Source organism: Mongoliitalea lutea (assembly GCF_014652135.1).
Lineage (GTDB): Bacteria > Bacteroidota > Bacteroidia > Cytophagales > Cyclobacteriaceae > Mongoliitalea > Mongoliitalea lutea.
Window position 1 is genome coordinate 212809 of the sequence record NZ_BMYF01000003.1, and the last position, 22180, is coordinate 234988.

A 22180-nucleotide genomic window follows, 5' to 3' on the forward strand; every position below is an offset into this window, starting at 1 on the left:
TCCGAAATCTACAAACCCAATAATCAAATTTATTTCATTATGTCTTTAAAACATCAATTGATCGAGTCCTTTGATCCAAATGGAGTAGGGGCTCACGAGGGAATTTTTGGACTCCCTTTTGACGAAGTTACCGCAGATTTAATTTTAATCCCCGTTCCTTGGGAGGTTACGGTATCTTATGCATCCGGTACAGACGATGGACCGGAAGCCATCTTAAACGCCTCCTATCAGGTAGATTTATTCCAAGATGATATACATGATGCTTGGAAAATGGGCATTTATATGTTACCGATTCCTGAAGATATTGCAACCAAATCATCCAATTACCGAATAATGGCCAGAAATTATATTTCTTGGTTGGAAGGTGGGATGAACGAAGCCGATAAAGAACGATTTATTGCAATTCCTACGCTTATCAATCAGGCTTGCGAGGAAATGAATCAGTGGGTGTATGAACAAGTGAAGCACTTTAGGGCACAAGGCAAATTGGTGGCCTTAGTCGGAGGCGATCACAGTACACCATTGGGCATGATCAAAGCGCTTTCAGAAGAGTACAATAGTTTTGGTATTCTTCAAATTGATGCGCATGCGGATTTACGCAAGGCTTATGAGGATTTTGAATATTCTCATGCATCCATTGCATACAATGCATTGAAGCTTCCTCAGATCAGCCGTTTGGTACAGGTAGGTATTCGTGATTATTGCCAGTCAGAAGCTGTGATGGCCAAGGAAAACAATCGTATTCATACATTTTATGATAAAGATATCAAAGAGGAAATGTATGAAGGGAAAGCTTGGAAAATCATCTGTGATGATATCCTTGATCAGCTGCCTCAAGACGTTTATATAACCATTGATATAGACGGCTTAGATCCGAAACTATGCCCACATACAGGAACTCCTGTGGCCGGTGGGTTTGAGATGGAGCAGGTATTGTATCTGATGAAACAGGTGGTACGCTCCGGTAGAAAAATCATTGGTTTTGACATCGTAGAAGTTGCTCCAGGCCCTGATGGAGATGAGTGGGACGGTAATGTGGGCGCACGTGTATTATACCGTATGGCCAACCTCTTTGGAGCTTCTCAAGGAAAATTGAATCTTAAATAAGTTCAAACAACTAAGAACACATAAAAAAACTCCCATTTGATAATTCAGATGGGAGTTTTTTTGTTTGAAGTTCCGGGGTTAATCCTTCTTAGTCTCGATAAATACAATCCCTTTGCTGCTAGCAGAACCATAGAGGTTATTCATGGCTGCTGCTTCTTCACCTTTCACGATTCTAATGGATTCAATCTTGTTTGGATCAATCTTGTTATTGACAAAATCTTGGGACTTTACAGTCCCGTCTATTACATACACGGGTGGATTACTTGAGGCAGATTGAAATTTAACCCCTTGAGCCGTATTCAGTGAACCACTCGCATTTCCGTTTAGTTGAATCCTTGCCATCCCTTGTTCTGACTTAGATGCTTCATTCCCACCATAAGCCATGATTTTTATCTCAAAGGGATGTCCTGTACTTACCTTTTTATCAATATCAGGCAAGCTGAATGATATAGGCATTTGAACCGTATATTGTTCCTGACTACCATCTACCACCCAACGTTCTCTGTTTTGACCTAAGGTCCACATCACCTCTGAATACAATTCCTTACTTGGGGTTTCTCGAATAGTAATGGACTTTACATAACCATCTTTATCTAATACCAACTCTGTATTGACTACTCCAGCGATGCCATTCTCTCGAGCCTCCAAAGGATATTTCAAATTCTTTTTCAGGAATGTATTGAAGGCTTCACTTGGTCTTATCTCTGCAATAGAAGAGGAAACAGAATTTTGACTGGAAGAATTAACTGCTCCATTCAATTGTACTTTAGATGCCTGATTCAATCTGAATTGAATGGGTACCCTCATACGCACATTTACCTGTTGATTTCTTTGTGTACCCGGAATCCAATCAGGTGAATTTTCAACTACGCGCAATGCTTCATTATCCAATTCACTCATGACTCCACGAAGCAATTCAGGGTTTCTGACTTTTCCTTCGCTGTCGATTACAAATGCGATATATACATTTCCTTCAATACCCATCCGCTTTGCTGCTTCTGAGTAGCGGAGATTTTCTTTCAAATACGCTAACCAAGCATCCATACCTCCTTTAAAACTCGGAGGGTTTTCCACCACATCAAATACTTCAGTAGGGTTCGAAATGTCCAAAGGTCCATTTTCAATTACGTTTCTAGGTGGAACAGGATTGTTGAAGAAATTCAATGAAGCGCGTGTTTCAGCTGGAATCTCGGGATGAAAATTGAAGCTTACAGTAGCCAAGGATACAGTAGGTTTATCGTTTAAAGTTCCAGGTTTCCACTGATTGAAGCGTTCATCTTTCAATAAGTCCAATGCTTGCTGATCTATACCAGCTCCTATACTGTTTCTAATTATTGCTTCGGTAACTTTTCCTGACTCATCCACTATTAATTCCAAGGTCAAGCGATCCAAAAGACCTAAACTTTGCTCTTTTTCTGGGATATTCAGCGCATCTATGAACTCTTTTTGCCATTCATTAAAGTCAATCACCGGCTCTGCTGATTTGACTCCTGCTTGGTAGCGAGTGCTGACTCCATTGAAAGTTTTGGTGATGCGGGAATTGTTCCGAAGGGACTGAATCAAACCTCTGATTTTCAAATAATCCTCTGTGGATTGAATGTTGGAAAACTCATATTGTAATTCCCCAAGTTGAGCCGTTAGCTTATCACCTCTTAATGGTCCGATCAACTCATAATGCTGGGGATTGGTGATTTTTTTCACCTTTACACTGAAATTGATAGAGTCTTGAGCCAATGTTAATTGTTGACTGATGTCCTCTGTTTTACTTACCCAAACTTCCGTAGGGAAACTTAAGTTGGTCTTGGTTTTCATCGCCACTAATCCCAATAGCATGGCAGTTAGTGGCAACACCATAAGTGTCTTAAGCCAGTTTTTCTTTCCTGATTTTTTCATCATGACAATTCTTTTAAGTGTGGTAGATCTAATGAAATAATTGCCAATAGGAAGATCTATACCCTTAAACGCCATTTTCACGACTAATTTCGGATAGTTTTCTTTCGATGAAGTTTCTTTCAATACCCCTTCATCTGCAAGGTATTCATGTACGTCTACCAGTGCCGAGCGCATCAAATGAATGACAGGATTAAACCAAAAAATAATGCTCAATACTTGGTAATATAGAATGTCGTAAGAATGATACTGTCTGATATGTATCAATTCATGTTGAATGATCTGGGCTTCCTCTTCTTTGGAAAGCTGTTGGGAATCATCCCAGAATAATTTGTTGAAATAGGAAAAGACAGGAGCGAGTCCAAAGGTGGGTATGAAAAAGTAATTGTCTTTGAGATTGAAGCGGGTTTGGTACCAGCCACGCTCTTTTAAGATTCTCAGCTGTATGTAGCTCCAAAAAATCCGTAAAACACCCAAAGAAATAGCAATTAGGTAAACTATCATCAAGGTGTCTAACCATGTCCAAAGGACAGGAAGCTTGGTACTGCTTACTGTTACCTCGGGTAATCCAAAAGTTGCAACAACTTCTTCAGGGCCCTCTTGTATCGTAAGGGCCTTGAAGAATGCAGTTTGTTCTAGCGATATATCTGGCTTGGCAAATTCAACAGGAATCTGAATCAGTGGAAAAGTGAATGCGAGTAGGGGAGTTACCAATAAGTAAATCCTTGTAAACGTAAAACTTTTCTCATTTCTAAGGAATACAGCATATACCCCGAAGAAAAACAGCATGCAGAACGTGCTTTGCCAGATATAGTCTAGAAGGATAGCCATGAATTACTTCACTTCATCTTTCACTTCACTTAAGATTTTCTCTAAGTCTTTCACGTCCAAATTTTTGTCTTTGGCAAAGAAAGAAGCTAGTCTTGAGAAAGACCCCCCGAAATAACCTGATAGTAAATTTTTGATTGAGAAACTTCTGTATTCATCTTTCGATACAATAGGGAAGTACTCATGTGACTTACCGTAAGCTTTATGGCTAACAAAACCTTTTCTTTCCAAAATCCTTACGATGGTGGAAACAGTGTTGTACGCCGGCTTAGGCTCCGACATTTTTTCTAAGATATCCTTTACGAAACCTTTCTCTAGGTCCCACAGGATTTGCATGATTTGCTCTTCAGCGCGTGTTAACTCTCTCATATTGGCGTTTAAGTTTAATAATGTCCGAACTTATCCATTTAGTTTCATAAAAGCAAGCGTAGGTTGTAAATCTTTCTATTGGCTCCGATAAAATTAGTAAAATTATTTTAGTTTCGCAAAATATTTATTAGTTTATTTTGCAAAAAAAATAACCCCCAATAGGAGGTTATTAAAAGAGCTTCAAGTATTTAAGCAGATTTGAGCCGGATAATACCCACACTATGAAGTAATTTCACCATTGGATAGGTGGGATCAAACTCATACCATTTCACTGCAAAATTAGGTCTGTTCGGTAATTTGTGGTGATTGTTTTGGAAAAGCTCACCTAACATCAATACGTCTAGTAACAAACTGTTTTTAGATTTATCGTTGTTATCAAAATTAGCATATCCATATTTATGGCCACTCCAGTTAACAATAGCACCGTGAACAGGGCCCATCAAAAAGTGTAAAGGCAATAATAAATACATCCAAACATGCGTACCTGGTAATTCAAAAACAGAAATACTCAACACATATATTAATACATATACTACACCCCAACCCAGACGTGCCATCATAGAGTCTGCAAATAAATCAAATCTGTTCCAATCAGGAACATCTTTTGAAAAGCGCTCTTCTGGTTTTAGTCGGAAGGTAAAGTAATCATTGTAGATGTTTTTAGTCTTCCACATCATAGTAAATAGATTTTCTGTATGATGGGGACTATGAGGATCTTTAGGGGTATCACTGTAGGCATGATGCATTCTGTGAAGCACTGCATAGGCTCTAGGAGACAAATAAGAACTACCTTGGCAAATCCATGTAAAGATGTAGAAGAATCGTTCCCAAAACTTGCTCATTGAAAACATCTGATGAGCGGCATAACGATGTAAGAAGAAGCTTTGGCAGAACAAAGAGAAATACCAATGCAATAGAAAGAACGCAATTAAAATCACTTGTAACTAATTTTTAAATGAATATCTACCACAAATATACGGCCTTACAGTTAATTTTATAAATATATTTCCCGAAATGGTACGATTCTGTGACAAGTTTCCTAATTTGGTGTATTAAATTGCAAACTATTTATATATGAGTAAGTCATCAGAAGCTTTGGGTATCCTAGCTCAACTTGTTTTGGGAGGGGTTTCCGTAATCATTACAGCATTTCTTTTGCCAGGGGTGCATGTAGATGGATTTTTGACAGCTGTTATCTTAACTGCTTTATTGGCCTTGTTAAATATCACAGTCAAACCAATTTTAATCATGCTGACCATTCCAATTACCATTGTAACATTGGGTTTATTTTTATTGGCCATCAATGCTATTTTGATTTTGCTAGCATCGGAAATTATTGGAGGCTTTTATGTAGATGGGTTTTGGTGGGCTTTGGCTTTTGCTTTGATTTTGAGTTTAATTAACTCTTTATTGGGTGTTTCGCTAGGGGAGAAGCGTCCTACTAGATAGGAATTGTCTGGTCGCCTTCCCGCCTGTAAACAGTTGCTTTTCCATCGCTGTTTATATGTGTGTGCTGAATTCCCGTTTTAGGGACTTTAACTAATAAAACATAGCTTTCCTCCAATTCTACTTCACCATCCCAGTTTTCGATTTCATATAATTCATAGGTGAGTGGGATTGGAGGAGAGCAAAATTTTTCGCTTGCTAGTTCCAACATATATTGTTCTTCCTCTCCATCAATGCCTTTTATTTTACCGGAATCAGAGACTCCTATTAGTATCATACCTCCATGAGTATTTGCAAATCCGACCAAGGTTTTGGCTATTTTTTCCGAATTACTGATATGTAACTTAAAATCAAGGGTTAAGCCTTCCTTTCTTTTGAGTAAACTTTCAATAAATTCAAGATTTTTTTTAGGTAAAAGCATTTTTTATTTCCAATTTGTAGCTATATTAATGTATTGATTGTGAAAAGCGGAATTTATTTTGGCATTTCATAGTTTTAAATCCTTAACCAACCCAAATAAAGACACCAACCGAGCACGAAATGTTATGAAAATACCGAATGAAGGTTTTGATCCAAAAGTGATTGCTACATTGAAGCAGGAATTAAAAGACAACAATGCATTATTCAAACTTGCAGATTCTGAAGAGAATACGGATGAGTTTGTTAATTTTTACTTTATAGGAATGCATGAAGGAAAAGAAGTAATTTATGATGCGGCCTTGTATACCCTCAGATTGCATCATGCATCAGAAGTGTATGAGTTAGCAGAACATGAAGCCGCCAAAAAATTCCCTAATTTTAAAGCTATCAAATACGAAGAGGATGAAAATGGAAATCTGAAACCGTTGAGCAGTGAAGAGGAAGAGATTGGCTGGTTTATTACAGAAATCATCATGGAAATAGAAGATGAGGAAACGGTGAAAGTACAGGAGTTTGTAGATATTGATACTAGTCATGATTATGGTATTGGTTTAGATGCTGCTTTGAATGTAGAATACATCGATGAAAAAGTCGTCAATAAATTTGTCAAACAATTCAATGAAGATTCCCTGGTCTTAGATGAGACCTTGTATTCTTTCCAAACAGAAGAGGAAGAGGATTTCGACACCCCATAATCCTTCTTCATTCAAACATTTTAATTTTCAAGCTTGTTAACCAACAAGCTTTTTTTATGTATGCTTAAGATCGCCTATTCAGATTTGTATTGTCATCCTTTACCGGATGGACATCGTTTTCCGATGGAAAAATACACCCTCTTGCCCGAGCAGTTGCTCTACGAGGGTACCGTTTCTTCCGAAAACTTCTTTATACCTGAACACATGGCCATGGATTGGATTTATAAGACCCATGATAAAACCTATGTGGATCGGCTATTCAATCTAGAACTCACGAAATCAGAAATCCGCAAAACAGGCTTTCCATTGAGCAGGCAATTAGTGGACCGTGAAATCCATATCATGAATGGCTCTGTTCAGGCAGCAGTTTACGCCAAGAAATTCGGGGTAGCTATGAATATCGCCGGTGGAACCCATCATGCCTTTACCAATAGAGGAGAGGGGTTCTGTTTACTCAATGATATTGCCATTACTGCAAACTACCTATTGGATCAGCAATTGGCCAATAAAGTTTTGGTGGTTGATCTCGATGTGCATCAGGGGAATGGTACAGCAGAAATATGTGCCAATAATCCCAATATATTCACATTCAGTATGCATGGCGCCGGTAATTACCCTATGCACAAAGAACAATCCGATTTGGATATAGGGTTGCCGGATAAAATCGATGATGCCAGCTATCTCAAACTATTACGGGAAAATTTTTATCCGTTAATGGACAAGTTTGAACCTGATTTCTTAATTTTCCAATCAGGAGTGGATGTTTTGGCCACAGATAAATTGGGGAGGTTAGGTTTGAGTATGCAAGGTTGCAAGGACCGCGACAGAATTGTGTTGGAGGCTGCATATCAGCATAAAATTCCCGTCATGTGCTGCATGGGGGGGGGATACTCAGAAAAAATCTCCCATATTATCGAAGCACATGCGAATATGTATAGGTTAGCACAGGAAATTTATTTCTAGGTATGAAAGCAATAAAGAAAAAGTGGCTCAGCTATGCCGTAGGTGGTATTTTACTTTTAGGTTTTGGCTTTAGCTTGATGGGTGAGTCCTTGAGTTGGAAAATATCGGGCGAGCCTTTCTGGAATTGGTTTGGTTTGGGGACCTTAGCATTGTCTATCATTATGGCTGGACTATCAGTATTTGGACAAGCGATAGTATTTAAAACACAAATCGATTGGAAGAAGAAGTTCAAGAAGAAAAAGTGAGTTAACGCATTTTAACAAGAATGAAAGTTTGTAAACTTTGACAAACAATTACTTTGTTTATATTTGCGTCCTATTGACAATTAATCAAAAAATCGTGAGAAAATTAGTATCTGCATTTGGCCTGCTGACAATTATGGCAGTTGCGCTAGTAAGTTGTAACCAAGGTTCAGGAACATCTTCTACTCCTGCTTCAGAAGAAGGCACTCCATCTGAAACAGCCATGACTGACATCAAAGTTGCTTATGTGTTGACTGACAGTTTGATTGCCAAGTATGAGTTTTTCAAAGAGAAATCAGAAGAGATCACAGAAAAAGGAAGAAAATTTGAAAGTGACTTAAGTTCTAGAGCGAGAGGTTTTGAACAGGAAGTGGCCAATTTCGAGCAAACTGCCGGATCAATGACTCAGAATCAGGCAAGAGCTAGACAAGAAGATTTGATGAAGAAGGAGCGTAATTTAATGACCTTCAGGGATAATCTAATGCAGGAACTTTCTGCGGACGAATCCAAGCTTTACAGTGATGTATATGATCAAATCCAAGAATACTTAAGTGCGTATGCTGAAGAAAATGGCTTTGAAATGATCCTTTCTTACACTCGTGGTGGTGCTATGTGGTATGCTAATAAGGCCTTGGATATCACAGATGTTGTGATTGAAGGGCTCAATAAAAAATATGCAGCCAGTAAAACAGCTGCCAAATAACATTCCATCAAAAGAATTCAAGAGCCTCGCATTTTAAGCGAGGCTTTTTTTGTCCCTGATAATTTGGTACTTTTGCAAGCAAATTAAAAAACTGAGAAATGAAAATAACGGAGTTTCTGAAACACAACTACAGGCATTTTAATGCAGCAGCCTTAATCGATGCTGCTGAAGGATACAAAGCCCATTTGGATAATGGAGGAAAAATGATGGTGACGCTTGCAGGAGCCATGTCCACGGCCGAGTTGGGGATTTCATTAGCTGAAATGATTCGTCAGGATAAGGTTCAGATCATTTCTTGTACTGGTGCAAACCTGGAAGAAGATGTATTTAACCTTGTTGCGCATAATTATTATGAAAGAATTCCAAATTATCGTGAGCTTTCAGCAGAACAGGAACAGGATTTGTTAGATAGACATTTGAATCGTGTGACTGATACCTGTATTCCAGAAATGGAAGCGATGAGAAGGATTGAAAATGTGATCTTGGAAGAGTGGATGGCTGCTGATGCAAAAGGTGAGCGCTATTTTCCACATGAGTTTTTCTATAAAATTCTTCTTTCAGGAAAAATGGATGAATCTTTCCAGATTGATCCTAAAAACTCTTGGTTGTTGGAAGCTGCTAAGAAAAACCTTCCGATCATCGTTCCAGGTTGGGAAGACTCTACCTTGGGTAATATGTATGCCGGTCACGTGATATCAGGCGATGTGAAAAATGTTCACACAGTGAAAAGTGGTATTGAATACATGATGTTCTTGGCAGAGTGGTACACGGAAAATGCTACAAATGATAGCACTGTCGGTTTCTTCCAAATTGGCGGAGGTATTGCAGGAGATTTCCCAATTTGCGTAGTTCCTATGTTGCATCAAGATTTACAGCGCGACAATGTGCCATTGTGGGGGTATTTCTGTCAGATTTCTGACTCTACTACATCCTATGGTTCATATTCCGGAGCTGTACCCAATGAGAAAATCACTTGGGGTAAATTAGGTCTTGAAACACCAAAATACATCATTGAATCCGATGCCACAATCGTTGCGCCACTTGTGTTTGCGATTGTACTGGACCAATAAAATGATTAACATTAGCTATTCTTATCTTATTTCGAAAGCAAGGGGAGTCCTTTCCCTTGCTTTCCTATTTTCTAACCTGGCCATAGCCCAGGAATTGGAGCACTTAAAGGTGCTTAACTCACCCTATGATGAAAAGCATCCGGTTCTTGCACCGGATGGCACACTTTTCTTCTCAGTAGGCTTTCATCCCGATAACGTGGGCGGCTTCAAAGATTATGGTGATATTTGGATGTCCGCACAAAATCCTTTGGGAGAATGGACCCGTCCTACCCGCGTCAATGCCTTAAGCACAGAAGGAAATGATGTGATTGTAGGCTTTCCAGATGCCATTACTGTCTATGTTTATCACAGTGAAGGAACTTACGGAAGAGGCATCCATCAATATGCCAGATTTGGCAGTTCATGGAATCATGTGAGACGTTTATCCATTGAGAACTTCCGACCTGAAGGGAACTACTTCAGTGGGAGGCTCGATGCCACCGGAACCAAGATGGTCCTTTCTTTCCAACAGCAAGGTGGATATGGCAATGAGGATATTTACATCATCCGTAAAATTCGAGAAGGTGTATGGACCAACCCGATGAACTTGGGTGATGAGATTAACACCTTTGCTCAGGAACAAGGACCTTATTTAGCAGCAAATCAGGAGTATTTGTTTTTTTCTTCCAATAAATCCGGCAATGGAAGAGGAAAAGATATTTATGTCACCCAACGCATGGACAGTACCTGGACTGAATGGTCTACTCCTCGTGCACTCAGTAAGGCCAGCACCCAAGGATCTGACTTATATTATTTGCCGATTGATCCGGTCAATCAACTGGCGCTTTTTTCTACCACCCAAAATTCAGAAGGCTTTGGGGATTTTGTGTTGGTTGCCTTAGAAATGGACGAATCCATTTTTCAAAAAGAAGCAATTCAATCACCCGCTGTGGCTGCAGAGGCTAGGGCAATAGAAGTAGTAGAAACTGCTGTGACCCGTGAAGACTCCTTAGTTTCCTTGAACAAAGCAGAAATTGCACCTGCAAATGTATCAATGAATGAACCTGTGGGGCCAATTGAAAAGCCCCAAGAGAGGAAAGCTATAGAGGTATTCGATTTAAAAGAGCGTACGGCTATTCCTTATCAGGTAACTTTATTGGGTAAGCGTGGCGATCGCCTACCATTGGAAAATGTTAATGAAATTGATTCTTTGTTGGCTACAGATGCATTTGAGGGAATTTTGATCCAATCTCCAAGTTATATTCCTAGAGAAGTAGCAGCTGCTAGTTGGGCTGATTTGGGCGATTATACATTCTACCTAAGCAAGGCAGTGGCTGGGAGTTCTTTGGTCTTGAACAATATTCAATTCAATGTAGGTACTGCTGACTTTGCTGATGCGCGATCCATACAGGTATTGGATAATCTGTTGGAATTCATGAAAGAAAATCCTGCTCTTAAAATCCGTTTTGAGGGACATACGGATAATTATGGAGATCCTATGTTAAACAAAGATTTATCTCTCAAACGTGCCTCCAAGATCAGAGCTTATTTGACCTTGCATGGAGTGGAGTTTGAAAGAATCCGTATTTCTGGATGGGGAGGAACCCGTCCGATAGCAGATAATAGCACGGAAGAGGGCAGACAGTTGAACCGCCGAGTTGAAATGTTAATTGAGCAATAGGTTAGTCTGCATATTTTTCTTTGTTGATGTATTCGTTTTCATGGATTCCAAGTATATTGGACGCAAGCATTAAAGATGTAGCGTCATGAGTGAGCGAAGAAAATTAACGTTGAAGGATATTGCTAAGGATTTGGGGATTTCTGTGTCCACAGCATCAAGGGCATTGAAAGCCCATCCGGATATAGCACAAGAAACCATACAGATGGTAAAAGATTATGCCGCCAAACATAATTATGTACCCAATATCATTGCCGTTAATTTTCGAAAAAGCCGCACCAAAAATATTGGACTCATTGTACCTGAATTAGTCCACCATTTTTTCTCTACAGTGATTAGTGGCTCCATCGATGAAGCCAAAAAATCGGGGTATAATATTTTAGTAAGTCAGTCTAATGATTTTCTTGCAGATGAAATCGTGGCTTGCAAAACAATGATGGCAAGTAGCGTAGATGGTTTGTTGATTTCAATTTCCAATGAAACCTACGATGGTGACCATATTTTAGAATTTATCGATGAAGGTAAGCCCGTCATTCAGTTTGATAAAATCCTCGAAAAACTGCCCGTTCCCAAAGTCATCGTGGATGATTTTGAGGGGGGGTATTCTGCTACCAAACATTTAATAGACCAAGGATGCAAGCGAATTGCGCATATTGCAGGTAGAAAGGACGTGTTAAATGCCTGTGAGCGTATGAAGGGATACAAAAAGGCTTTAAATGATCATCAGATACCTTTTAAGGAAGAGTACATTCGTTATTGTGAGTCCATTTCAGAAGAGGAGGGAGAGCAATTTATGGAAGAATTTTTGGCCTTACCTAATCCTCCGGATGCCGTTTTTTGTATTACTGACTTGGTCGCCTTAGGAGTGATCAAGGCATTGAAAAACAAGGGTATATCCATACCTGATCAAATAGCAATTGTAGGCTTTAGTAATTGGAAATTAGCCGAAATCGTCAGTCCTAGCTTGACATCTATCGATCAGCATGGATATCAGATGGGGGTAGTAGCAGTACGTATGCTAATTCAGAAGCTAGAAGATAAAAATTTTGAAATTCCAGACACATTAGAGCTGAAAACACGTTTAGTTATCAGAGATTCTTCAGTAAAAGTAAAAGCGTGAGAAGCTGAGCAGCTTGCATCCACACCCAATGTTAATTGCAGGTAAAATTTCGGTAAAGATTTCTTAACAATTGTAGGGTAATATCGGAGCCTTATGTATCTTTGCGATGTCGATTACAAGTTATGGAAACAGCATTTTCATTGATTTTACTGACGGTGATTTACGCTGCGGTAATATTGTCTTTCTTCCCCGAGAAATACTCAAAGAAACTTAGTCACTATTACTCACACCAAAAAAGTCCAGGCTATCAAAAGGTCTCCCTATCTGGACCCATATTTTTTTCCTTACTTATAGGATATACACTAGCATCTACCATGTTGTATTTTATTGTTGCTTAAATACTTCCCATTAAATTATCTTTAGATTTCTAGTAGTGTAGCAGTAAAAAAGTTTTGGACTTCAAAGATTTTTTTAAAGTTGCAGGTTTTTTGTGTGCATTTATTTATCTTGGTTGAGTACTAATCGTAACTTTTTGTGAGCAAGAAACAAACATTAAAAATTTTACAGGATGAGGCTTGGCTAAAACCGTATGCCAACGAGTTGGAAACAAGGTATATACGTTTTAAAAATAGCCTGAGTCAACTGGAAAGCCATTTTGGGAGTATTTTGGAATTTGCAAGAATCCATGAATATTACGGTATTCATTTTGACAAAATCCGGAATGGATGGATCTATAGAGAGTGGGCACCGGAAGCAAAACAGTTGTTTTTTATGGGAGATTTCAATGATTGGAATCGCTATTCCCATCCCATGAAAAAAAACCATAGAGGTGATTGGGAGATTTTTCTACCTTATGCAGATTACAAAACCTCCTTTGTGCATCAGGGTAAAGTAAAAGTGCATGTGATTTCATCCAGGCATGAATTGGATAGAATTCCTGCTTATATCCGTAGGGTAATTCAAGATGAACGATCACATGATTTTGCGGGTCAACTTTGGATGCCTGTGGAATCATTTGCTTGGACGGACCATCAATTTGATCCTCAGAAAAACTTACAACAGCCCATCATATATGAGTGCCACATTGGGATGGCCCAAGAGAAAGAAGGAGTAGGGACCTATGTGGAGTTTGCAGATACCATTCTGCCAAGAATCAAAGCCGGTGGCTACAATACCATACAGATGATGGCCATCATGGAACATCCATACTACGGTTCTTTCGGTTACCATGTATCCAATTTCTTTGCGCCAACCTCGCGCTTCGGTACACCTGAAGAGTTGAAGTATTTGATTAACAAGTGCCATGAAATGGGTATTTCTGTCATTATGGATCTTGTGCATTCCCATGCTGTAAAAAATGTATTGGAAGGTCTCAATGAGTTTGACGGTTCATTTGATCAGTACTTTCATCCAGGTTCTAAAGGGTATCACGAAGGATGGGACTCCAAACTCTTCAATTACGGCAAATTCAATGTATTGCAATTTTTGCTTTCCAATATTCGCTATTGGTTGGAAGAATTTCACTTTGATGGGTTCCGATGGGATGGAGTGACTTCCATGATTTACGAGCATCATGGGCATGTAAGCTTTGGAGATGCCGGGGCTTATTTTGGTGAAGGGGTGGATGATGAAGCGGTAGTTTATTTGCAATTGGCCAACAAATTAATCCATGATTTTTCTGCGCAAGCCTTATCAATCGCAGAGGAGGTTTCCGGGATGCCGGGTTTGTGCAGGCCTCAGGATGACGGAGGTATTGGCTTTGACTACAGATTGGGAATGGGAATTCCTGATTTTTGGATCAAAACTCTGAAGCATAAACCTGATGAGCATTGGGATATGTTTGAAATGTGGCATGAGTTGACCAATAGGCCAAAAGGGGAGAAGACGATTGCTTACGCCGAATCCCACGATCAGGCATTGGTAGGGGATAAGTCCATTGCTTTTTGGTTGATGGATAAGGAAATGTACTTTTCCATGTCCAAATTACAGCAAAGTTTGGTAGTAGACCGTGGTATTGCCCTGCATAAAATGATCCGAATGATTACCATCACCTTAGGTGGGGAAGGGTATCTGAATTTCATTGGAAACGAATTTGGTCACCCGGAATGGGTGGATTTTCCACGAGAAGGCAATAACTGGAGCTATCAATATGCCCGAAGACAATGGTCTCTGGTAGATACTGAACATTTACGCTATCGGGATTTGGATGCCTGGGATAAAGCGATGATTGCCTTGGTCAATGCGTACCAAATATGCGCTGCCGAACCTGCAAATCAATTATTCTTAGATGCGGATAAAAAAATTCTTGCTTATGAGCGGGGAAATCTTGTTTTTATTCACAACTGGAATATCTCTGAATCTATTTTTGGGTTTGAGTTACCTGTACCGAGCAAAGGAACATACGAATTGGTGCTTAATTCGGACGACAAACAATTTGGAGGATTTGAACGAATCGCTGAAAAATTGACCTATCCAACAGATAAAAACAATAAAATTCATATTTACCTTCCAAATAGAACATCCTTGGTTTTCAAAAAGGTATAAAAAAAGCGAACCCCTTGAGTAAAGGGGTCCGTTTGAACAATGACAATCATCAACTAAACTAAAGAGAAAAGCCTTACTCTCCTTATGAGCAGTAGGAAGTCCTCCCGTCATTGCATTCAATACATACAAACGGGGCTTTAGCATAAAGGTTTCTAAAAAAATGTAAAAAACTGTGCAAATTTGCTTATCAAATGCCAAAAAGGTGTTCCTTAGTTGTTGATTCCTATGAAAGTTTATAGTCTATACCTGAAAATAATTGCCCTTTCTTTACTTTGCTTAACACAAAAATCCTTCGCACAAACAATCTGTACCCCGGAGAATAGGGAAGCTTTGGAAGGAATAATTCGGGAGATTTTGACTTATGAAAAGCTGGAAGACACCTTTTCCGAAAGAAATGTGCAAATCGGAAAGCTATTTTTGAACACTCCCTATGTTGAAAAAACACTGGAAATCACCGATAATGAGACTTTGGTCATCAATGTGATGGGACTAGATTGTACGACTTTTGTCAAGTCGGTGATAGCTTTAAACAGAAGTAAGGATTTACTCAAACACGGAATTGGCCCTTTCGAAAATTCCTTGACCTTTGTCCGGTACAGAAATGGGGTTCGGGATGGATATCCTTCTCGATTGCATTATTTTTCCGATTGGATCAGTGATGCAGTGGCAAAAGGTTTTTTACTGGATGTTACCAAGGATTTGGGAGGGGTGCCTTATGAAAATAAGCCAACGTTTATGAGCGAAAATCCTCAATATTATCCGCAATTGTCCAATCCTTATAATTTAAATGCGATACGGATTATTGAGCAAGGAATTGCCAGAAGGCAGTATCACTACATCCCAAAAGCAGCTGTCAAAGGGATGGAAAGTAAACTCCAAAATGGAGATTTGATTGCCATTACCTCGAGTTTGGGAAACTTGGATATGGTACATGTGGGCTTCGCTGTTGAGAAAAATGGGCGCATGCACTTGCTACATGCTAGTTCGGCCTCAAAAAAAGTGGAGATATCCGAGAAACCTATTCACGAATATCTCCAAGGGTCCAAATCCCAATCAGGGATCATGGTTGGAAGGTTTAAGCCTTGATCATTCTATAAAGCCTTTGGATCTGTAAGCTGGATTCGGGTAGGTATAAAAGCCTTCGCCCGTTTTTTCTCCTAATTTTCCCGCATCTACATAGGTTTTCAGAAATGCCGCAAACTTCTGAGAAGCCGTATCCTTTTGACTGCTAGTCACATGCCAAGCAGTGTCTAAACCTATGCTGTCCAAAATACCGAATGGTCCCATGGGCATGTGAAAATTGACCATCCACGAACGGTCAATGTCTTCAATACTGCCCACATGGTTGGTGATTAACTTACCTGCTGCCCCAATAAAGGCCATCAACATGCTATTGAAGATATAGCCTGGGTTTTCTTTTTTCACAAATACGGGTACCTGCTCCAAACTTCTGCCAAAATCCATCAAAAGCGGAATTAAATCAGAGTCAGTTCCTGTATGTGGCATGATGTCTACTACTTTGGAATAAAATACATCATGGAAATGCAGGGCACAGAATTTCTCAGGTCTGCCGCTGAAGTCAGCAAACATGGATGGAAGCATGTAAGAGGTATTGGTAGTAAAAATGGTCTTTTCAGGTGCGATTTGACCAAATAGCGTCCAAACTTCTTTTTTGACAGCATAATCTTCTAAGACACTTTCATTGATGATATCTGCATCCATGACCGCATTGGCAGGTATATCGGTGAAGATGATTCCCTCAATTGCATTCAAACCGGCATCAGCCTCTAAATTGGCTGATTTTGCTAGTTGATGGACTATTTTTTCCATCACTTTTTTGGATTGCTCCGAGGCTTTGGGGTTGATATCATAGATGCTAACCTTATATCCTGAAAGTGCTGATTGCAAAGCCACTCTGGTGCCTAATGTTCCGGCACCTAAAATGCATACATTTTTGATTGTCATATGGTGTGAGTTTGAATACTGTTCAATGCTTTTTTCCCAGCAGCTTTGACTACATGGATCAAACCTGCAAATCGCTCATCCTGAGCAAAGCCCAGGGTATAGCGTTTATAAATCTGTTGTGCAATTACCCCGACTTTGAACAAGCCAAAGGCATAATAAAAAACCATGTCGATGGGAGCTTGATTTTTCTTTTCAAAGTAATAGGAAACGACTTCTTGCCTTGTCATATTTCCCGCCACATGACTGATATTGAATTGCTTGAGAATCGCATCATCCTCATCTTCCGCCCAATAAGCCAAACTCGTTCCCAAGTCCATCAAAGGATCGCCCACAGTTGCCATTTCCCAATCCAACACTGCTTTGATGGCAGGGTTTTCATAGGAGGAGAGGATAAGATTATCGTATTTGAAATCATTATGAATGAATGCCACTTCTTCTCGCGTAGGGATATTATTGCCTAACCATGCTGCAACTTCCTTCATTTCCGGTAAATCATTGGTTTCGGATTTAAAATAGCGATCCACCCAGCCATGTACCTGTCTGGAAACATAGCCCTCCGGTTTGCCCAATTGAATCAATCCTGAATTTTTCAATTCCAATTGATGCAATTCTACTAAGCAGTCAATTGCATTTTTGGAAAGCTTGGAAAAAAAGGAACTGGGATCTTGAATTTCAGACGCTAAGCGGTTTCGTAAAATTGGACCGTTTACTTCTTCCATGATGAAAAAAGGTGCTCCTATGATACGTTCATCCTCACTAGCATCGAGTGGCTTGGGGATTTTGGAATAACCTGCTTTTTCAAGTGCTTTCAAGATCGTAAACTCCCGTAGCATGTCATGGGCCTTAGCTATTTTTAAACCTAAGGGAGGTCTTCTCAATACCAAATTTTTTCCTGGACTTTGAATCTTGTAGGTCAAGTTTGAATATCCTCCTTTGAATTGCGTAATAGTTAAGTCAGCAGGATCGATGTCAAATTTCTCCTTTAGGTAGTTTTCTATCCCTTCCACTCCAACAGGCAGCTTATTCATGGCTTGTATATTTTTTTAGAATTTGTCGGGCCAAAACAGATTTGTGGACCTCATCCGGACCATCATAAATCCGTGCACCTCGCTCATGCCTGTACCAGAAGGAGAGAATCGTGTCATCTGTTACTCCCAAAGCTCCATGAACTTGAATTGCCCGGTCAAGGGTTTTCATCAAGATATCCGATACATAAAATTTGATGGTTGAAATGTCGATTTTGGCAGCTTTGGCACCTTCCTGTTCGATTTTTTCAGCAGTTTGCAAAACCATAAGCCTAGCTGCTTTCACTGAGGCGACAGCTTCAGCAATCCAGTTTTGGATGGTCTGTTGCGAAGCCAGATTTCTTCCTGGGTCCAGATTTCTGGCCAAAGCGCGTTTACACATCAGATCAATTGCCCGCTCACAAATGCCAATCCAGCGCATGCAATGATGGATTCTCCCTGGTCCTAAGCGCTCTTGTGCCAAAGCAAATCCAGCACCTTCTTTGCCAATTAGATTACTTATTGGAACTCTACAATCTGTAAATTTCACCTCTCCATGAGACATGTAATCTTCCCCTACATCGCCCATGATAGGAATGTTTCGTAGCAATTGATAGCCTGGGTTATCCAATGGAACCAAAATCATACTTGCCCGAAGGTAGGGATTGGGATTTTCAGGGTCAGTCAAGGCCATCACGATGGTAAAATTGGCCCCATCTGCAGCAGTAGTAAACCATTTATGACCATTGATCACGTATTCCTCTCCATCCCTAACAGCCGTCGTGGACAGGTGGACAGGATTGCTACCAGGGTTCTGAGGTTCCGTCATTGCGAAGCAACTTCGGATATTTCCTTCCTGTAAGGGCTTAAGGTAGGTTTCTTTCAATTCCTTAGAGGCAAACTGATGCATCAGTTCCATGTTTCCAATATCCGGTGCTTGGCAATTGAATACAAAATGTCCCAATGGAGACATTCCCAAGACCTCTGATACAAAGGCAAACTCTACTAAAGACAATCCCAAACCACCTTCTTTTTCGGAAAGATGGGGAGCAAAGAGGCCTTTTTCTTTTGCCAATCCACGAAGCGCATGGAGCTTGGGAAGCGTTGCTTTGAAAGAGCCATATACAGCCTCTTGTTCTAGGGGATATAGATGTTCCTGCACAAAGCTTTGGTAAGCAGGAACCAACTCATGCACACGTGTTGAGTTACTTAGATAGCGTAAATCCATATCCTTAAATCGTAAATCCTCCATCAGCTGTGAATACGCCTCCTGTAGAATACGCAGCCGCAGGGGAAGCTAAAAATAAACTCATGGCTGCAATTTCTTCGCTGGTTCCTACACGTTTGATTGGGAGGGCTTTCATCATGTGGGACATGATTTTATCATTGCTCCACAAAGCTTCTGAGAACTTTGTCTGTATCAACCCCGGACAAATGGTGTTTACACGAATATTGGCAACTCCCCATTCTTTTGCATAGACCTTGGAAAGAGAAATCAAGGCTGCTTTACTGACAGAATAGATACCTAAACCAGTTTCAGGAGAAATACCCCCCACAGAACTAATATTGATGACCGATGGGTGAGATGATTGTCTGAGATAAGGGAAACAAAGATTCATCAAATGAAAAGGTGCCTTGACATTGACATCCATGATTTTATCAAAAGCATCCAAGGATGTCTCATGTACAGGCCCGAAAACTGGATTGGATGCAGCGTTATTGACCAAAACATCTATCTGTCCATAGGCTTCCACAGTTTTTTGTACCAAATTTTCCAACTCCTCCATTTTGCCCACATTACAGGCAATGCCGGTGGCTTCATAGCCTTTGTTTTTGAGGAGTGCGGTCATTTCATCTAAGGATTCTTGCTTTCTGCTAGAGATGACTACTTTGGCGCCTGCGGCTGCAAATGCTTCCGCAATAGCAAAGCCAATGCCCTTACTGGCACCGGTAATCAACGCAACTTTATCTGCTAGTGAAAAAAGGGAGGATAGATCCATTTCTACTTGGGTTTATATGTAAATGTATGCCCTAAGATAAGAAAAACTAGCTTTTTTGTAAACCTTCTCTCAAAAATATTCTGCATACCGAGTATTTTTTATAACTTCAAGATTCAGAAATTAACCTTTAAACTCAAACAATCGTGTTGGCATGTTCAGGTAGCACACCCACAAGCCAAGTACAATAAAAAGCTAGTAAGAAATGAAACAAGTAGTATTTAATGAAACGGGCATGCCCCTAGACGTATTGAAAATGGAAGAAGCAGAAATGCCAACTCCTAAGCCTCATGAAGTGCGTATTCGAGTAACCGCCCGTAATATCAACCCATCGGACATCATGTTTATCCGCGGTATGTATGGTATAACACCAAGGCTACCGAGTTCTGCTGGTTTTGAAGCAGCGGGTGTAGTGGAAACTGCCGATGCTGAAAATAAGATTCCTGTAGGAACACGAGTGATTTTCACGGCTATTGGTACTTGGAAAGAATATGTTTGTGTACCTGCCGTAATGGTCATTCCTACGCCTGCTGGTATTTCGGATGAAGTTGCCTGTCAGGCATTCGTCAACCCATTGACTGCTTATGGTATGATAGAAAAATCGGGATTGAAGGCAGGGGAGTGGTTATTGGTGACAGCTGGAGCATCTGCCTTTGGAAAGTTGGTAATTCAATTGGCTACGAAAAAAGGAATTAAAGTAGCTTGCACGGTTAGAAGGGATGAACAAAAGGCCTTATTGGAAGGTTTGGGAGCGAATTTAGTAGTTAATACAGAAAAGGAAAAGCTTCAAAAAGTGATCATGGAAAAAACCGATGGTGGTGTATCTGTGGTATTCGATGCCGTAGGAGGAACGCTTGGTGCCCGTGCTTTGGCAAGCTTGAAAGCAGGCGGACGGATGATGGTTTTTGGCTTGTTGAGCTTAGAAAATATTCCATTAAACTCTGGTTTGTTGATTTTCAAAGATCTAAAAGTTGAGGGCTTTTGGTTGACTACTTGGATGGAAAGCCTCAGCAATGAGGAGCGAAACACTGCCTTTAAAACGGTTTTCGGTATGCTACTTTCCCAACAAATGAAAGTAGATGTAGATGCGGTTTATCCTTTGGAGCAATTTGCAGAAGCCATCCAAGCCTATGAAACAGGAGGAAGAAATGGGAAAATCATTTTGGCAAGTTAACAGTGAGAAGCGAGAAGCGAGAGACGAGAAGCGAGAGATAAGAAACAAGAGCCAAAGCCTGCCACGATAATCGGGGAATGAAGAAAGTTTAAAACCAAAGTTTCTTAGAGACGGAAGACATTTCAGCTATGGGTTTTAACCCATTAACGGGATGAGGTTTTATAACGATCATTTTGATTAACTTCTGAGGAATAGCTGCATCAATAGCCGTGGCTTTTAAGCCCCGGCATTTGTAGGGAAAGTGAACAGTTGGGAATTAGCAATGATGAATTAGCAATGAAGAATGGTTCGATGATCTTGTGGACCTTCGGGAATGGTTTCAGGTGTTTATTGTTAAATGTTATGATGTGGATTAGGAGTACTAGAACCGAATACCTATCACACATCCTGAGAAGTGGGTTTTAACCCACTAAAATAATTGAGATTTTGAGCTAAAATTTATCATGATTTCCAAAGAAAAGACGCTATCAATAGCCGTGGCTTTTAAGCCGCGGCATTGGTGGTTAGCAATGAACAAGTAATGCAGTAAAAATTCAATATAAACAGCTGATTGTAAGCAGGTTTAGACCTGGCAGGTTTTCAAAACCTGCCAGGTCTCTTCTTGAATACTAATTTGAATAGTCTGAAAATCAAGTTGATACAATTGATTTTAATCTTCGTTCCAAGCTATAAAAGTCAGCACCCGATTATATTTCGCGAGTTGCAAGGATAGTGTCTAAACTTTTGGCCCCTTGCGCTTCATCGTAGCGCCCTTTGCGTTTTCCATAAAGTCAAAAATTCCATTGTGCCCAAGACAACACCCCAAAACCACATGTTAACACTTAACAACTCCAACCACCCCCGCCAATCTAGAGTAATCCAACCTTTTCCCTTTCTCCTTTAATCTTTTCTTTCATTCACAATTCCTCATTTCAAATTCCACATTCCACCCCAACTGTTCACTGCTCACTGTTCACTTTTCTTACCGCTGGCTTCGACTCCGCTCAGCCACCGGAGACAGACTTCCCACTGTTCACTCTTCACTGCTAACTTTCCTCGTAGGTCTC

General features: G+C 40.1%; 20 protein-coding genes. 12 read left to right on the forward strand and 8 right to left on the reverse strand.

Annotation, left to right across the window (positions count from 1 at the left end):
* Window positions 1–39: 39 nt before the first annotated feature.
* Window positions 40–1107: an agmatinase family protein gene (locus IE080_RS03815; RefSeq protein WP_189579115.1), complete on the forward strand. Its 1068-nt coding sequence runs from the start codon at window positions 40–42 to the stop codon at window positions 1105–1107.
* Window positions 1108–1185: 78 nt separating this feature from the next.
* Here the strand turns inward: IE080_RS03815 and IE080_RS03820 are convergent, their stop codons facing one another.
* From IE080_RS03820 to IE080_RS03830, 3 genes are all read right to left on the reverse strand, one after another.
* A complete protein-coding gene (locus IE080_RS03820) occupies window positions 1186–3828 on the reverse strand; it encodes a TonB family protein (RefSeq protein ID WP_189579116.1) in 2643 nt (880 codons plus the stop codon).
* Window positions 3829–3831: 3 nt separating this feature from the next.
* Window positions 3832–4194, reverse strand: a complete 363-nt coding sequence (locus IE080_RS03825; protein ID WP_189579117.1) for a BlaI/MecI/CopY family transcriptional regulator — start codon at window positions 4192–4194, stop codon at window positions 3832–3834.
* 188 nt (window positions 4195–4382) lie between these two features.
* Window positions 4383–5132 carry an acyl-CoA desaturase gene (locus IE080_RS03830; RefSeq protein WP_189579118.1) on the reverse strand — a complete coding sequence of 250 codons (750 nt, stop codon included), beginning with the start codon at window positions 5130–5132 and terminating at the stop codon, window positions 4383–4385.
* A gap of 136 nt (window positions 5133–5268) precedes the next feature.
* On the opposite strand from IE080_RS03830, the gene IE080_RS03835 reads away from it, so the two are divergent.
* Window positions 5269–5643 (forward strand): phage holin family protein, encoded by a 375-nt coding sequence (locus IE080_RS03835; protein WP_189579119.1) that lies wholly within the window; start codon window positions 5269–5271, stop codon window positions 5641–5643.
* On the opposite strand, the gene IE080_RS03840 is transcribed toward IE080_RS03835, so the two are convergent.
* Window positions 5636–6061, reverse strand: a complete 426-nt coding sequence (locus IE080_RS03840; protein WP_189579120.1) for an AlbA family DNA-binding domain-containing protein — start codon at window positions 6059–6061, stop codon at window positions 5636–5638. The genes IE080_RS03835 and IE080_RS03840 overlap by 8 nt on opposite strands.
* Before the next feature lie 124 nt (window positions 6062–6185).
* On the opposite strand from IE080_RS03840, the gene IE080_RS03845 reads away from it, so the two are divergent.
* The 9 genes from IE080_RS03845 to IE080_RS03885 all read left to right on the forward strand — a co-directional run bounded on the left by IE080_RS03845 (window position 6186) and on the right by IE080_RS03885 (window position 16080).
* Window positions 6186–6755, forward strand: a complete 570-nt coding sequence (locus IE080_RS03845; protein ID WP_189579121.1) for a hypothetical protein — start codon at window positions 6186–6188, stop codon at window positions 6753–6755.
* A gap of 60 nt (window positions 6756–6815) precedes the next feature.
* Window positions 6816–7718 carry a histone deacetylase family protein gene (locus IE080_RS03850; RefSeq protein WP_189579122.1) on the forward strand — a complete coding sequence of 301 codons (903 nt, stop codon included), beginning with the start codon at window positions 6816–6818 and terminating at the stop codon, window positions 7716–7718.
* A gap of 2 nt (window positions 7719–7720) precedes the next feature.
* Window positions 7721–7963, forward strand: coding sequence for a hypothetical protein (locus IE080_RS03855; RefSeq protein WP_189579123.1), 243 nt, complete (start codon window positions 7721–7723; stop codon window positions 7961–7963).
* 94 nt (window positions 7964–8057) lie between these two features.
* Window positions 8058–8663: an OmpH/Skp family outer membrane protein gene (locus IE080_RS03860; protein ID WP_229800485.1), complete on the forward strand. Its 606-nt coding sequence runs from the start codon at window positions 8058–8060 to the stop codon at window positions 8661–8663.
* 98 nt (window positions 8664–8761) lie between these two features.
* Window positions 8762–9733, forward strand: a complete 972-nt coding sequence (locus IE080_RS03865) for a deoxyhypusine synthase family protein (protein ID WP_189579124.1) — start codon at window positions 8762–8764, stop codon at window positions 9731–9733.
* Between the two features lies 1 nt (window position 9734).
* Entirely contained in the window at window positions 9735–11393 is a 1659-nt protein-coding gene (locus IE080_RS03870) for an OmpA family protein (protein ID WP_189579125.1), read from the forward strand.
* An 85-nt stretch (window positions 11394–11478) separates the two neighbouring features.
* Window positions 11479–12510 (forward strand): LacI family DNA-binding transcriptional regulator, encoded by a 1032-nt coding sequence (locus IE080_RS03875; protein WP_189579126.1) that lies wholly within the window; start codon window positions 11479–11481, stop codon window positions 12508–12510.
* A gap of 474 nt (window positions 12511–12984) precedes the next feature.
* Window positions 12985–14994 carry an alpha amylase C-terminal domain-containing protein gene (locus IE080_RS03880; RefSeq protein ID WP_189579127.1) on the forward strand — a complete coding sequence of 670 codons (2010 nt, stop codon included), beginning with the start codon at window positions 12985–12987 and terminating at the stop codon, window positions 14992–14994.
* A gap of 225 nt (window positions 14995–15219) precedes the next feature.
* Window positions 15220–16080: an N-acetylmuramoyl-L-alanine amidase-like domain-containing protein gene (locus IE080_RS03885; RefSeq protein WP_189579128.1), complete on the forward strand. Its 861-nt coding sequence runs from the start codon at window positions 15220–15222 to the stop codon at window positions 16078–16080.
* Here IE080_RS03885 and IE080_RS03890 read toward each other — a convergent pair whose 3' ends face one another.
* The 4 genes from IE080_RS03890 to IE080_RS03905 are packed head-to-tail and all read right to left on the reverse strand — an operon-like array spanning window position 16081 to window position 19963.
* On the reverse strand, window positions 16081–16959 hold the full coding sequence (locus IE080_RS03890; RefSeq protein WP_189579129.1) for a 3-hydroxyacyl-CoA dehydrogenase: 879 nt from the start codon (window positions 16957–16959) through the stop codon (window positions 16081–16083).
* Window positions 16956–17987: a phosphotransferase family protein gene (locus IE080_RS03895; protein ID WP_189579130.1), complete on the reverse strand. Its 1032-nt coding sequence runs from the start codon at window positions 17985–17987 to the stop codon at window positions 16956–16958. The genes IE080_RS03890 and IE080_RS03895 overlap by 4 nt, the downstream gene beginning before the upstream one ends.
* Window positions 17980–19215: an acyl-CoA dehydrogenase family protein gene (locus IE080_RS03900; protein WP_373295118.1), complete on the reverse strand. Its 1236-nt coding sequence runs from the start codon at window positions 19213–19215 to the stop codon at window positions 17980–17982. Before IE080_RS03900 ends, IE080_RS03895 begins: the two co-directional genes overlap by 8 nt.
* The gene (locus IE080_RS03905; RefSeq protein ID WP_189579131.1) at window positions 19196–19963 is read right to left on the reverse strand and encodes a glucose 1-dehydrogenase; all 768 of its coding nucleotides are present in this window, start codon (window positions 19961–19963) and stop codon (window positions 19196–19198) included. The genes IE080_RS03900 and IE080_RS03905 overlap by 20 nt, the downstream gene beginning before the upstream one ends.
* 202 nt (window positions 19964–20165) lie before the next feature.
* On the opposite strand from IE080_RS03905, the gene IE080_RS03910 reads away from it, so the two are divergent.
* Window positions 20166–21134 (forward strand): zinc-dependent alcohol dehydrogenase family protein, encoded by a 969-nt coding sequence (locus IE080_RS03910; RefSeq protein ID WP_189579132.1) that lies wholly within the window; start codon window positions 20166–20168, stop codon window positions 21132–21134.
* Window positions 21135–22180: the final 1046 nt, after the last annotated feature.

Excerpts from the sequence above, each read along its gene's own strand:
- IE080_RS03835 (WP_189579119.1), top strand. The coding sequence starts at position 5,269 with ATGAGTAAGTCATCAGAAGCTTTGGGTATCCTAGCTCAACTTGTTTTG.
- IE080_RS03895 (WP_189579130.1), bottom strand. The coding sequence starts at position 17,987 with ATGAATAAGCTGCCTGTTGGAGTGGAAGGGATAGAAAACTACCTAAAG.
- IE080_RS03865 (WP_189579124.1), top strand. The coding sequence starts at position 8,762 with ATGAAAATAACGGAGTTTCTGAAACACAACTACAGGCATTTTAATGCA.
- IE080_RS03825 (WP_189579117.1), bottom strand. The coding sequence starts at position 4,194 with ATGAGAGAGTTAACACGCGCTGAAGAGCAAATCATGCAAATCCTGTGG.
- IE080_RS03875 (WP_189579126.1), top strand. The coding sequence starts at position 11,479 with ATGAGTGAGCGAAGAAAATTAACGTTGAAGGATATTGCTAAGGATTTG.
- IE080_RS03850 (WP_189579122.1), top strand. The coding sequence starts at position 6,816 with ATGCTTAAGATCGCCTATTCAGATTTGTATTGTCATCCTTTACCGGAT.
- IE080_RS03885 (WP_189579128.1), top strand. The coding sequence starts at position 15,220 with ATGAAAGTTTATAGTCTATACCTGAAAATAATTGCCCTTTCTTTACTT.
- IE080_RS03900 (WP_373295118.1), bottom strand. The coding sequence starts at position 19,215 with ATGGAGGATTTACGATTTAAGGATATGGATTTACGCTATCTAAGTAAC.
- IE080_RS03845 (WP_189579121.1), top strand. The coding sequence starts at position 6,186 with ATGAAAATACCGAATGAAGGTTTTGATCCAAAAGTGATTGCTACATTG.
- IE080_RS03820 (WP_189579116.1), bottom strand. The coding sequence starts at position 3,828 with ATGGCTATCCTTCTAGACTATATCTGGCAAAGCACGTTCTGCATGCTG.
- IE080_RS03840 (WP_189579120.1), bottom strand. The coding sequence starts at position 6,061 with ATGCTTTTACCTAAAAAAAATCTTGAATTTATTGAAAGTTTACTCAAA.
- IE080_RS03815 (WP_189579115.1), top strand. The coding sequence starts at position 40 with ATGTCTTTAAAACATCAATTGATCGAGTCCTTTGATCCAAATGGAGTA.
- IE080_RS03870 (WP_189579125.1), top strand. The coding sequence starts at position 9,735 with ATGATTAACATTAGCTATTCTTATCTTATTTCGAAAGCAAGGGGAGTC.
- IE080_RS03890 (WP_189579129.1), bottom strand. The coding sequence starts at position 16,959 with ATGACAATCAAAAATGTATGCATTTTAGGTGCCGGAACATTAGGCACC.
- IE080_RS03905 (WP_189579131.1), bottom strand. The coding sequence starts at position 19,963 with ATGGATCTATCCTCCCTTTTTTCACTAGCAGATAAAGTTGCGTTGATT.
- IE080_RS03855 (WP_189579123.1), top strand. The coding sequence starts at position 7,721 with ATGAAAGCAATAAAGAAAAAGTGGCTCAGCTATGCCGTAGGTGGTATT.
- IE080_RS03910 (WP_189579132.1), top strand. The coding sequence starts at position 20,166 with ATGAAACAAGTAGTATTTAATGAAACGGGCATGCCCCTAGACGTATTG.